Source organism: Flagellimonas crocea, from assembly GCF_033441595.1.
Classification (GTDB): domain Bacteria; phylum Bacteroidota; class Bacteroidia; order Flavobacteriales; family Flavobacteriaceae; genus Flagellimonas; species Flagellimonas crocea.
Map to the genome: position 1 here is coordinate 279,480 of NZ_JAUZVX010000001.1, position 12,738 is coordinate 292,217.

Genomic DNA, 12,738 nt, shown 5'->3' on the forward strand with positions numbered 1-12,738 from the left:
ATTTCCATGATCGATATTCTTAAGAAAACCCTTTTCTCCACAAGACTTATGGCTGTTCTTTTTTTGGTTTTTGCTACGGCAATGGCCATGGGAACCTTTGTGGAAACTTGGTACAGTACGGAGACAGCCAGAATTTATATTTACAATGCCACTTGGTTCGAGGTGATCATGGTATTTTTTGTGATCAACTTTTTTGGCAACATTTACAGATATCGGTTGTTACAATGGAAAAAGTGGCCGGTGTTGATTCTTCACCTTTCTTGGATTCTGATTATAATCGGTGCGTTTGTGACCCGTTATATCAGTTATGAGGGAATGATGCCGATTCGTGAAGGTGCAACGGAAAAAGTATTTTATTCCGACAAGACTTATTTGACCGCCTATGTGGATGGGGAAATCAATGGAGAAACCAAAAGAAGGGTCCTTGAAGATGATATTCTAGTGACCCCGGAAGGAAAACGCTCCAGTCTACCATGGAAATCTGACTTTAACGGGCAACCGTTCTCCATCAGTTTTGTGGATTTCATCAAAGGGGCCGAAAAAGGACTCGTTCCCGATGAAAATGGAACCGAATACCTTCAAATTGTGGAAGCGGGCAATGGCCAGCGCCACGAACACTATTTGGAGAATGGTAAGATAGCTAGTATCCATAATATTCTTTTTGCCCTGAACAATGAGACCGATGGTGCCATCAATATTTTTTATGATGAAGAAAATGGCTATCGCATCAAATCGCCTTTTGAGGGAACTTTTATGCGGATGGCCGATCAATTCCAAGGAGAGGTTACTACCGACAGCATTCAGCCAATGCAACTGCGTTCGCTCTACAATATGGGGGGGATGCAATTTGTGGTCCCCGACCCTATAATCAAAGGGCGTTATGGTATTGTCAAAGTACCCGATGAGGAGATTACTAAGGTTACCCAAGATGCTTTGATCGTATCTATTTCCGCCAATGGCGAGACCAAGGAAGTAAAGTTGCTGGGAAGCAAGGGAAACTCCAACTTTTCGGATAAGATCAATGTGGGCGGATTGGATTTTTCTTTGAGCTATGGATCCAAAATATATGAATTGCCCTTTTCCATTGAACTCAATGATTTTATTGCGGAAAAATATCCAGGAACCGAAGCGGGCTATGCCTCATTTATGAGTAAAGTTACTGTGCACGACGAACGCCCTTTTGATTACGATATTTACATGAACCACGTCCTCGACCATCAAGGATACCGTTTTTTTCAATCTAGTTTTGACCCGGATGAGAAAGGAACCGTTCTTTCCGTAAACCACGATTGGTGGGGCACTTGGATTACTTACATTGGCTATTTTCTGCTGTACATTGGTTTGATGGGCATTATGTTCTTTGGAAAAACACGTTTTAGGGATCTACAGACCATGCTCGGAAAAATAAAGGAAAAGAAAGCAGCATTGACAACGATTGCACTTTTCTTCGCCTTTGTATCGGTAAATGCGCAAGAAGAGATTCATGAACATTCCGATTTGCCAACGCAGGCACAGATAGACTCGGTAATTCAAGCGACAAAAGTGGCCAAGGAACACGCCGAGAAGTTTGGGGCCTTGGTACTTCAGGATAGTGAGGGACGTATGAAACCTGTAAACACCTTCGCCTCTGAACTATTAAGAAAGCTGAGTGGCAAGGATAAATATAAAGACATGTCCGCCAATCAGGTTTTCCTTTCCATGATGCTAAACCCAGGGGTTTGGTACACTGCGGACTTTATTGAAGTGGGTAAATGGCAAAACGATAGTATCCGAAGAGTAATTGGAGTCCCGAAGGGTACGGATTATGTGAAGGCCACTGATTTTTTTGATGAGAAAGGAGCTTATAAGTTGAGATCTTACTTGGAAAAGGCAACCTCCACAAACAATCCTTCCAATTTTGAAAAAGACATTAAAAAAGTAGGGGAAAGGTTAAGCTTGCTGGATATTGCCTTGAGCGGTCAAATGGTAAAAATATTTCCTTTGTTGAACGATGAAAACAACAAATGGATTTCCGCAGTGGAATATCGGGGTGGAGAGTACCAAGTTCAGGATTCGCTTTATGCCAATTTCATCAAAAATGCAATGCCCTATTATTTGAACTCCTTGCAGCAATCCATCAAAACAGGCGATTATTCCCAACCTGACAGATTGTTGGAAGCTTTCAAACAGAACCAAAAGAATCACGGGGAGGAAATATTACCATCAGATACTAAGATAAAAACCGAGATTATCTACAACAAGCTGGACCTGTTCAACCGTTTGTACAAGTACTACGCAATGGTCGGCGTCCTGTTATTTTTTGTATTGATTGCCAAAATTTTTAAGGAACGTAAATTTCTGGATGCCTTTGCTTATTTATTGAAAGGTACCATCATATTATTTTTTATCTGGCATACCATAGGTTTGATATTGCGCTGGTACATATCTGGCCACGCGCCTTGGAGTGATGCCTATGAAAGTATTTTGTACGTTGGTTGGGCAACCATGGGAATTGGTTTGGCCCTTGGCCGAAAGAGTGAGCTTACCATAGCGGCAAGTGCTTTTGTAACTTCCATGTTGTTGTGGATAGCGCACCAAAGCTGGGTAGATCCTGCCATTGCCAATTTGGTACCTGTACTGGACAGTTATTGGTTAATGATTCACGTTGCCGTAATCGTTGGTAGTTATGGACCTTTGACTGTTGGGATGATTCTAGGTGTGGTTACCCTCTTACTAATGGTTCTTACCAATGAAAAGAACAAAAAACGTATGGACCTTGCCATCAAAGAACTTACCGTAATCAACGAACTCGCCCTTACCACCGGTTTGGTCATGTTGACCATTGGTAACTTTTTGGGCGGCCAATGGGCGAACGAAAGTTGGGGCCGTTATTGGGGTTGGGACCCTAAGGAAACTTGGGCTTTGATCTCAATCATGGTGTATGCATTTGTTCTGCACATGCGATTGGTTCCCGGTCTACGCGGTAAATGGATCTATAATTTTGCCAGTATTGTCGCCTTTGCCAGCATTATGATGACCTATTTTGGGGTAAACTTCTATTTGGTCGGATTACATAGTTATGCCAGTGGTGACCAAGTAATAACCCCAAGCTTTGTATGGTATACCGTACTTGGGGTCTTTATTCTGGGTGGAATCAGTTTTTGGCGTTACAAAGTGCATTACGCCAAAAAATAGGTTATTGCTCCATTAAAAGTTTCATGATTTCCTCTGCTGCCACCTTGCCTTTTTCCTTTAGGAAAGGTCGAGAGGTATTGTCGCCAAGCTCAAACACAATGGCAGGCATCCCGTGATGTACGTAAAAGTATTTGCTCGATACCATGGTAGGGTCAATTTCGTCGGAGGCGCTCACATTGGTTTTCTTTTGCGGTAATCTTTCACTGATGTTCTTGATCCAATCAAAAATGATTTTTCCTTTTTCACCGGTCACGGTCGTATCAATAGGGTAGTAGATGTCATCCCAAGTCGAGTGGAAATCGGCCCCGAAAACAAAATCATAGGTTTTATCCTTTTCTACAAGAAAATCACGAACGTTTCTTGTCTCAGGCTGATTAAAGTTTTGCCAGTCCCTGTTCAGGTCAATGCCGCCCATGTTATGTCTCCAATGTCCGTTGTCGGCCCCATCAGGATTCATCAATGGCACCACAAAAATGGTGTGCTCTTGTCTAAATGCTCTGGCCAGTTCCGAATCACCGGAAATGGTTTCAATAAAGGATTTCATCGCTAAAAACCCAGTTACTTCGGGCGGATGTTGTCTGGAAATGATCATCAACGCTTTTGTGGCATCCTCATTTGAGTTGATCTCCATCAAGTACATGGTACGTTTCTCTTTGGAAAGACCAATGGGATAATTCTCGATAAATGGCTTTTGGCTCAGGGAATCCACCCATTCCTGCACAACGGAAGATGTGTATAGTTCTTGTGCGGTAATCCAAGTTGGTTCTTTGGTCACACTAATGGTGAGTTCTGCGGATTCTGGGGCCGCTTGTATGCCAAATTCACCCTCTCCAGGGTTGATGGCCTTAAATTTTGTGCTGTCCAGCGGAGCAAAGTTTCTTCCATCCGTACTGATTTTCGGGTAATACCTACTTCTGGAATCCTGATAGTTTAACTGAACAATAATTTCGCGTGGCTCATCCGACCATACTTGAAAAGCATACCACGGGCTCACGTTTATGGGGGTGTTTTCTGCCGTCACCCAAATGGTGTAGTGGTCGTTGCCATCATAAGCCACCCCGTTCAATCGGGCACCATCAAATGTATTGGAAAAAAAAGTAGTACTGTCGTTAAAGGCCCAAACACCTCTCCATTGTTTTTGAACGGGTTTGTCCACCGTGGGCACAACAGGGCTTTTGCCCTGACCTTGGTATCCCGTTTTTTCTTCTGTTTCGGCAGTTTCTGGTTTCTTTTTACAAGATGAAAGCACCATGGAGGACAATATTCCGATGGCAATCAAACTTTTAATACGCATGGTTTTGAATTATTTGAGTTGGTTTGGTTACGAAGGTAACGACATGAGTCGGAGTTGTAAATAAAAAAATTTTAATAATATATCGGATTTTTTTGCATATTTGCATCATCATGAAGCTATAAGAATTATGTACGCGATAGATGTCACCATTGGGGAAACCCGATTTATGTAACCGAACACTTTTCGGAAACTCGACATTTTACTTCTTTTTTTACACATAATTCTTTGATAATGACACATCAACATACAATTTCATTTAAAAAATTTATACAGTATTTCTGGATAGCCATTTCTGGAAAGGAAACAGAATTCACCTCTGGAAGCATCCGAAAGGCCATTTTCATGCTATCCATTCCCATGATCTTGGAAATGCTCATGGAATCCATATTTGCGCTAGTGGACATTGCCTATGTTTCCAAAGTAAGCGTCAATGCCGTGGCCACCATCGGACTCACTGAATCCGTGATTACTTTAGTGTATGCGTTGGCCATTGGGTTGAGTATGGCCGCCACTGCTGTTGTTGCACGCAGGATAGGCGAAAAAGATGTGGACGGAGCTCGGATTGCCGCAGTACAGGCCATTAGTTTGGGAGTGGTGATTTCCATTATAATCGGAATCATCGGAATCATCTATGCCAAAGATATTTTGGCGCTGATGGGCGGTGAACCCGACTTGATCGAACAAGGATATGGGTATACCCAATTTTTGATCGGAGGAAACATCACCGTGGTACTTTTGTTCTTGATCAACGCCATTTTCCGTGGTGCGGGCAATGCTTCCATAGCCATGTGGGCCTTGGTACTTTCGAACGGACTCAATATTATTCTGGATCCCATGTTCATTTTTGGTTTTGGTCCAATTCCAGAAATGGGAGTTAAGGGTGCGGCCGTAGCTACGAACATTGGTAGGGGAACGGCGGTTCTTTTTCAATTGGGGATTCTGTTTTTTGGTTGGGGCAAAATCAAACTAATGGCCAAAGACTTGGTTTTGAACTTTAAGGTGATGCTCAATTTAATCAAAGTCTCGTTGGGCGGTATTGCCCAATTCTTGATAGGAACTTCAAGTTGGATTTTCTTAATGCGCATCATGTCCGAATTCGGAAGTGAGGTACTGGCAGGATATACCATTGCCATTAGGGTAATCATGTTCACCTTGATGCCATCTTGGGGCATGAGCAATGCCGCGGCTACTCTGGTAGGTCAGAATCTTGGGGCGAAACAACCCGATAGGGCCGAACGGTCCGTTTGGAAAACAGGGAAGTACAATGCCTATTTTATGGGCACGGTCTCTTTGGGATACCTCATTTTTGCAAAAACCATTGTTTCTTGGTTCAATACAACTCCAGAAGTGGTAAAGAGCGGGGCACTTTGCCTTCAGATCATTGCGTTGGGGTACATTTTTTATGCCTATGGTATGGTGATGACCCAAGCCTTTAATGGGGCAGGGGATACCCGAACGCCTACAAAAATCAATTTCATATCTTTTTGGTTGTTCCAATTGCCATTGGCCTATATATCGGCCTTGGTACTTGGTTGGGGCGCGACAGGGGTTTTTGTTGCCATCACATTGGCGGAAATACTGATTGCGGTTTTGGCCATGGTCTGGTTTAAAAAAGGGAAGTGGAAGAAAGTCCAAGTATGACGGGTTTCGTATCTTTGATACAATCCGTTTAAAAATCGTAAATTGGAATTTATGGATGTAAACTTTCAAAATAAAAAGATTGAATTGATTCAATGGCTTTCTACCTTGAACGATGAATCCATTATCGAGAAAATTATAAAGCTTCGGGAAAATGAGAAGACCGATTGGTGGAAGGAAATTTCCAAAGAAGAAAAAGAATCCATTGACAATGGTTTAAAGGATGCTGCTTCTGGAAATATCGAGTCGCATACAAAGGTGAAAAAACTATATGACAAGTGGTTATAAAATCCTATGGACCCACAATGCAATCTCTGAGTTGAAATCAATCATCCAATATTTGCAAGAAAATTGGACGGAAAGAGAATTGAGAAACTATTCTCAAGAGCTTGACCATACCATTGAACTGATTTCCAAGAATCCAGAACTGTTTCAGGTCTCAAAAAAGAAAAAGAATGTTCGAAGGGCTGTCATTGCCAAATACACCAATCTATATTACCGAATCAATTCCAATTCGGTAGAGATACTTTCACTATTCTCCAATAGACAGGACCCTGACAAACTCAAAGTATAAAGAAGAAAACGTCAATATGAACAACGATATAAAAGGACTCAATACCATATGTACCCATGTGGGGGAGTTGGAGGACAAGGAGTTCAAAGGGGCAGTTTCCCCGTTGTATATGAGCACATCCTACCAATTTGAGGATGTAGACATCAAAAGATACCCAAGATATTACAACACGCCCAATCAAGAGGCATTGTGTAAAAAACTGGCAGCCTTGGAGCATACCGAGGCTGCTTTGATTTTTGGTAGCGGCATGGCCGCCATCAGCACGGCGTTGATGACTTTTTTGCAAAAAGGGGACCATATAGTGTTGCAGCAGACCATTTATGGAGGCACCTATCATTTTGCCGTAAGCCAATTTGAACGATTTGGTATTGAATATTCCTTTACCACGGGTTGGGAAGTCGAAGATTTTGAGAAAGAAATCAAACCAAACACGAAAGTGCTGTATCTGGAAACACCATCCAACCCCTTGTTGACCATTACCGATGTAAAAGGAGTGGCCGATTTGGCAAAAAAGAAAGGAATCCTGTCCATGATCGACAATACCTTTGCCAGCCCTATCAACCAAAACCCTGTTGATTTTGGGATTGATGTGGTAGTGCACAGTGCAACAAAATATATGGGAGGACATTCCGATATCTGTGCAGGTGTAGTGGCCGCATCACAGGAGCACATGGACAAGGTGTGGCAAACAGGAATTTGTTTTGGAGGAAGCTTGAGCGATTACACGGTCTGGCTTTTGGAGCGAAGTTTAAAAACAATGGCCATCCGAGTAAAGGCACAAAATGAGAATGCGATGCAAATGGCCACCTATTTGAGCCAAAGTAAGGATGTGGACAATGTGTACTATCCTGGACTTAAAGACCACCCTGGTCATGAAGTGGCCAAATCACAGATGAAAGGTTTTGGCGGTATGCTATCATTTGAATTGAATCCAGAAATAGATGCTTCGCAATTTTTTAAGGAACTAAAATTGATAAAACCATCCATGAGCTTGGCAGGAATCGAAAGCACCGTACTTTCGCCCACACAAACGTCGCATGCTTTGATGAGCGCGGAAGACAGGGCAAAACAAGGGATCAAGGATTCGTTGATTCGTTTTTCCCTTGGAATCGAGGAAACAGAAGATTTAATAGCGGATATTGAACAGGCAATTGCCAAGGTAAAATCCATGAGCGTTACTGCTTAAGATGATATGAAATTAGACATTTTAGTATTCGGTGCACATCCTGATGATGCCGAATTGGGGGCTGGGGCCACCATTGCAAAAGAAGTTTCCAAAGGAAAAAAGGTCGGCATTGTTGATTTGACCCGTGGAGAGCTTGGAACTCGTGGCTCTGCTGAAATCAGGGACAAGGAAGCGGCCAAGGCTGCAGAAATTTTAGGTGTTGCCGTTCGCGAGAATATGCAGTTTGCGGATGGTTTCTTTGTAAATGACAAAGACCATCAACTGGAAATCATCAAAATCATAAGAAAATACAGACCAGATATTGTGCTCTGCAATGCGGTGGAAGACCGCCATATTGATCATGGTCGTGGCAGTAAATTGGTGAGTGATGCCTGTTTTTTGAGCGGCCTGATGAAAATTGACACCAAAATGGACGGGGACGATGCATGGCAAGAGGCCTGGAGGCCCAAGCAAGTTTACCATTATATTCAGTGGAAAAACCTAAAACCGGATTTTGTGGTGGATGTATCTGGATTTATTGATACGAAAACCGATGCGATCATGGCTTACAGTTCACAGTTCTATGACCCCAATAGTGATGAACCGGAGACTCCCATTAGCAGTAAAAACTTTACCGATAGCGTGATTTACAGGGCAAGGGACCTAGGCAGGATAATAGGGGTGGAGTATGCGGAAGGCTTTACCGTGGAGCGTTACGTTGGTGTGGACAGCCTGGAAGATTTAATTTGATCAAGAGGCTTTTTGGTACCTGTTCTGTGATTTGGGTACTGTAAAATAAAAAGTGGTACCCTTGCGAGGAACGCTTTCCACCCAAATTTCACCTTTATTTTTCTGAACCATTTCCTTGCAGAGCGATAAACCAAGTCCAGTACCTTTTTCGTTATTGGTTCCGTAGGTTGTAATGTTGGATGAATTTTTGAAAATGGATTTTTGTACTTCAGATGTCATACCAATACCAGTGTCCCGCACGGAAATTTGCCACATATCTTCTATTTCTTTTGCCTCGATGGTGATAAGGCCATTTTCCGGGGTAAACTTGATGGCATTGCTCAGCAAGTTTCGGATTACGATATCAATTTGGTTGTTATCGGCCCAAATCCGTGGATTTTCCGGAAGTTGATTGATAATCTTGATGGATTTGCTGCTCGCCAGTTCCGATAATAGCTGAATGTTGTTGACTACCAAATAGGATAGCGATACCCTTTTTGGTTTGGTGACCACCCCGTTCAATTGGTTCATTCCCCAGGACAACAGGTTGTTCAAGGTAAACGCAATATTGTCAACATCTGTTTTTAATTTGGGGATAAAGGAAACCAGTTCCTTGGTGGTAATCTCTCCCTCTGTGAACATTTTAAGAATACCCTGCAAACCTCCGATAGGTCCTCTTAGGTCGTGGCCAATAATAGAAAAAAGCTTGGTGTTGGTCTTGTTTATCTCGTGCAGTTCGGATTCACGCTGTGTAACCGCCTTGGATTTTTCCTTGAGTTCTTTGTTCAGTTTTTTCTGAATCTTTTCACTTCTTCTTACCACAAAAGTTATGATGGTCAAAATAAGGAGGATGATTACCGAAAAATAAATATAGTTTCGTTGTCTGGCCAGTGCTTCTTGGTTGGCCTCTATCAACTCCTGTTTTTCCAGCTCATGATGTAATTTGGTCTCCAAGAGCGACAAACTCTGCTTGTTCTTGTCCTTGAACAAGGAATCCGACAAACTTTTAAAAGTTTCCAAATAAGCCAATGCCTTTTGGTCATCACCACTTTTCTTGTACACCTTGTACAGCGTTTCGGAGCAGTCGATTTCCCCTTGTAGGGATTTTATCTTTTGGGAAAGCGCAAGACCCTTTTGGGCATAGATTAGGGAAAGACTATCTTTTTCCAGACCTAAATAAACCTTGGCCATGCCGTTCATCAATTGAATCTTGATCCTGTCATCCTCAATTTGATGCTTGAAAAGCATGTTGCTTTGATCATACCAGTAGAGTGCCCATTTGTATTTTTCTTGATCCAGATAAATGTCCCCCTTTACCTCGTAGGCATAAGCAAGCCAATCATACACCTTATTTTTCTCAAAAGTACTTATGCTCCTGTTTATGTTGAACATGGCATTTTTAAAATCCTTGGAATCCTTATATAAGGAAGCCATGTTGCTCTGGGTCTCGGCATCGATTACCTCATCTCCAAGTTCCCTATTTATTTTCTGCACGGTATCGTAGAACATCAAGGCGTTCTTAAAATCCTTTTGATCTGCGTAGAGACTGGCTATATTTTCATTTAATATGGAAAGGGTGGCCTTGTCATCCACTTCCTTGGCCAAATCGATTCCTTTTAGGTTAAGGGAAAGCGCCTCGGCGTAATTTCCCTCATAACTATAATTTTGTGCCAGGGTATTTATTATAGATAGTTCCGAGTAAACATCATCAATCTCTACGGCAAGCTCCATTGCTTTCTGAAACATTGGCATTGCTTTTTCCCTTTCACCTTTATTATAGTGATAGTTACCTAGGGCATCCAAGCCATTTATTTCGCCGTAGGCGTAGTTGATGTCCCTACTATATTTTAATGCTCGCGAAGCGATGGAGTACAAACTGTCACTATCCAAATATCTATAGGAAAAAGCTAGATTGATCAAAAGCTTTATATGGGTGGTATCCTTCGGATTAAATTTATTTGTTGATTCCAACCGATGCAGTTTGTTGGCCAGACTATCCCTTTCACTGGAGGATTGTGCCGATACGGATACCATAGCACCCATGAATAAGGCACAGACAACGATACACTTCAGTGGCGTTTTATAAATAGTTATGAGGTTTTTTTCTGACAACAATGGGTTGAAAATATTTGCCGTAAAATTAAATTTAAAACGCCTTTTAGGGAAGTAAATGTTGTGAACCACCCAAAAAAGTGTGTTTGGTCTTAAAAACGTGCATTTAATCGGGAAATTGTATAGCAACTACTATAATGTACGATAGCAGTCTTTTACTATAATAAATTGATGGATTTTAAAAAATATTTTGGTTGAATCATTACAAAAAAGTATTTTTGCAACCGCTTTAAACGGTGGTTGTAGCTCAGTTGGTTAGAGCGCTGGATTGTGGTTCCAGAGGTCGCCGGTTCGAACCCGGTCTTCCACCCTTGAGTTTAGAAGATCCCGAACCTTATGGTTTGGGATTTTTTTTATGTAAGTACAAAAAAAGCCCTCATCAAGAGGGCTTTATTATTTTGTCAATCAAGCTTTTAATCAGCAGCTTTGTCCACCAATAGTCTACTGGGCCTGTTGGCGATTTCCCAAGCGGTATGGAAAATAAGACGGGTACGGTTTTCCAAAAGATCATAATTGATTTTGTCCGGGGTATCGCTAGGTCGGTGATAATCCGCATGCGTACCATTAAAATAGAAAATGATCGGAATATTGTTCTTCGCAAAATTATAATGATCGCTTCGGTAATAAAAACGATTGGGATCGTTCTCATCATTATAGGTGTAATCAAATTCAATATTGCTGTATTTTTTATTGACCTCTTCGGACAGCTTGTGAAGCTCTGTACTTAATTTATCCGACCCGATCAGGTACAAATAGTTTCTAGCACCCTTGTAATTGGGGTCAATGCGCCCTATCATATCAATATTAAGGTCGACCACGGTATTTTCCAAAGGAAAAACGGGATCAACATCGGTGTAGTACCTGGAACCCAGCAGTCCTTTTTCCTCACCGGTCACATGTAGGAAAACCAAAGATCGTTTTGGCCCATTGCCCGCATCCGCTGCTTTTTTGAAAGCTTGTGCAATCTCCAACAATGCTACCGTACCTGAACCGTCATCATCGGCGCCATTGTTGATTTCTCCACCATTGGTAATACCGATATGGTCCAAGTGCGAGGATATGACCACATACTCGTCCGGCTTTTCCGAACCTTTTAAAAAGGCCACCACATTTTCCGAGTCTATTTGATCATTGCCACTGGTAATGTCCATTTTTATATCCGCAGTAATGGGTTTTGGCACATTGTCCTCTTCAATATCACTTTTTAAGGTCTTGGCGGCATCTTCGTTCAAATAGATAAGAACATCATCGCTCTTGTCGGAAGCCAACTGAACCCTACCACTGTTGTTATTTTTCATGAATTGAAAGTAGCCTTGGAATCTCGGAAAAGTCAACATGTCGTAGTACAATACCCCGATAGCTCCCTTTTCCTTGGCAATATCACGCTTTTTGCCAATGGCCTCCGAAGCGTTGCTCCAAACGGATTTCTCCATATTGCCTGTAATTTCATACACGCCATTGTCGCCCACCGGTTCACCCGCTTTTATCAATACAAATTTTCCTGTTACGTCAACCCCGGTATAATCGGAATAATCACCATCTTCAATACCATAGCCAACATAGACAATATTATCGTAGTTGCCTTTGGCTTGAGAGAATGTAAGAACGTCCTCCCCCAATTCAAAAGCTTTATCGTTTATGGTCAAGCTTCCCTCGGGCACCTTTGACATTTCCAAGGGCACTTTTTGAAAATAATCCCCGTTGGATTGGGCAGGTGGAATGCCCATGGACTCGTATTGGGCTTTAAGGTATTCGACCGCCTTTTTTTGCCCTGGGGTACCGGTTTCCCTGCCCTCGAACTCGTCCGAAGCATATGTGAATAAATGTTCTTTTAAGTTATCTTGTGTAATCGTTTCCGCATAGGGAATGGGATCGGCAACGGGTTTTGGCGCCTCTGCAACTGTTTTTTGTGAAGAATTGCAAGCAAAGGCCAAGCCCAGAACCAATAAGGATAGTTTTTTCATTCGTATATAAGTTTTCAGAATCCACCAAAAGTAATCAAAAGTTTGATAAAGAAATCCCAACGGCTACATTAACATTTTCAGGCCCTTT

The 12,738-nt window shown here is 42.1% G+C and carries 9 protein-coding genes and 1 tRNA gene; 7 read left to right on the forward strand and 3 right to left on the reverse strand.

From position 1 onward, the window contains the following. Window positions 1-6 precede the first annotated feature (6 nt). Window positions 7-3,174: a cytochrome c biogenesis protein gene (gene ccsA / locus SD449_RS01320; RefSeq protein WP_318308217.1), complete on the forward strand. Its 3,168-nt coding sequence runs from the start codon at window positions 7-9 to the stop codon at window positions 3,172-3,174. A gap of 1 nt (window position 3,175) precedes the next feature. On the opposite strand, the gene SD449_RS01325 is transcribed toward ccsA, so the two are convergent. Beyond that, window positions 3,176-4,468, reverse strand: a complete 1,293-nt coding sequence (locus tag SD449_RS01325) for a M14 family metallopeptidase (RefSeq protein WP_318308219.1) — start codon at window positions 4,466-4,468, stop codon at window positions 3,176-3,178. 231 nt (window positions 4,469-4,699) lie between these two features. Between SD449_RS01325 and SD449_RS01330 the strand changes: the two genes are divergently transcribed. Genes SD449_RS01330 through bshB1 form a run of 5 tightly spaced genes read left to right on the forward strand, consistent with a single transcriptional unit; the run spans window position 4,700 to window position 8,595 of the window. Next, window positions 4,700-6,109: an MATE family efflux transporter gene (locus SD449_RS01330; RefSeq protein ID WP_318308220.1), complete on the forward strand. Its 1,410-nt coding sequence runs from the start codon at window positions 4,700-4,702 to the stop codon at window positions 6,107-6,109. A gap of 51 nt (window positions 6,110-6,160) precedes the next feature. Continuing rightward, a complete protein-coding gene (locus SD449_RS01335) occupies window positions 6,161-6,394 on the forward strand; it encodes a hypothetical protein (protein WP_318308221.1) in 234 nt (77 codons plus the stop codon). After that, entirely contained in the window at window positions 6,378-6,680 is a 303-nt protein-coding gene (locus SD449_RS01340) for a type II toxin-antitoxin system RelE/ParE family toxin (protein WP_318308222.1), read from the forward strand. Before SD449_RS01335 ends, SD449_RS01340 begins: the two co-directional genes overlap by 17 nt. Before the next feature lie 16 nt (window positions 6,681-6,696). Next, window positions 6,697-7,866, forward strand: a complete 1,170-nt coding sequence (locus SD449_RS01345; protein WP_318308223.1) for a trans-sulfuration enzyme family protein — start codon at window positions 6,697-6,699, stop codon at window positions 7,864-7,866. A 6-nt stretch (window positions 7,867-7,872) separates the two neighbouring features. Next, entirely contained in the window at window positions 7,873-8,595 is a 723-nt protein-coding gene (gene bshB1 / locus SD449_RS01350) for a bacillithiol biosynthesis deacetylase BshB1 (protein ID WP_318308224.1), read from the forward strand. Here the strand turns inward: bshB1 and SD449_RS01355 are convergent, their stop codons facing one another. Next, window positions 8,596-10,617, reverse strand: coding sequence for a tetratricopeptide repeat-containing sensor histidine kinase (locus SD449_RS01355; RefSeq protein ID WP_318308225.1), 2,022 nt, complete (start codon window positions 10,615-10,617; stop codon window positions 8,596-8,598). 304 nt (window positions 10,618-10,921) lie between these two features. Between SD449_RS01355 and SD449_RS01360 the strand changes: the two genes are divergently transcribed. Further along, a tRNA-His gene (locus tag SD449_RS01360) sits at window positions 10,922-10,997 on the forward strand. Window positions 10,998-11,099: 102 nt separating this feature from the next. On the opposite strand, the gene SD449_RS01365 is transcribed toward SD449_RS01360, so the two are convergent. Then, entirely contained in the window at window positions 11,100-12,650 is a 1,551-nt protein-coding gene (locus tag SD449_RS01365) for a M28 family peptidase (protein WP_318308226.1), read from the reverse strand. Window positions 12,651-12,738: the final 88 nt, after the last annotated feature.

Bases quoted from the DNA above. Each gene is read 5' to 3' on its own strand.
- ccsA (WP_318308217.1), top strand. From the start codon at position 7: ATGATCGATATTCTTAAGAAAACCCTTTTCTCCACAAGACTTATGGCT.
- SD449_RS01325 (WP_318308219.1), bottom strand. From the start codon at position 4,468: ATGCGTATTAAAAGTTTGATTGCCATCGGAATATTGTCCTCCATGGTG.
- SD449_RS01330 (WP_318308220.1), top strand. From the start codon at position 4,700: ATGACACATCAACATACAATTTCATTTAAAAAATTTATACAGTATTTC.
- SD449_RS01335 (WP_318308221.1), top strand. From the start codon at position 6,161: ATGGATGTAAACTTTCAAAATAAAAAGATTGAATTGATTCAATGGCTT.
- SD449_RS01340 (WP_318308222.1), top strand. From the start codon at position 6,378: ATGACAAGTGGTTATAAAATCCTATGGACCCACAATGCAATCTCTGAG.
- SD449_RS01345 (WP_318308223.1), top strand. From the start codon at position 6,697: ATGAACAACGATATAAAAGGACTCAATACCATATGTACCCATGTGGGG.
- bshB1 (WP_318308224.1), top strand. From the start codon at position 7,873: ATGAAATTAGACATTTTAGTATTCGGTGCACATCCTGATGATGCCGAA.
- SD449_RS01355 (WP_318308225.1), bottom strand. From the start codon at position 10,617: ATGGGTGCTATGGTATCCGTATCGGCACAATCCTCCAGTGAAAGGGAT.
- SD449_RS01365 (WP_318308226.1), bottom strand. From the start codon at position 12,650: ATGAAAAAACTATCCTTATTGGTTCTGGGCTTGGCCTTTGCTTGCAAT.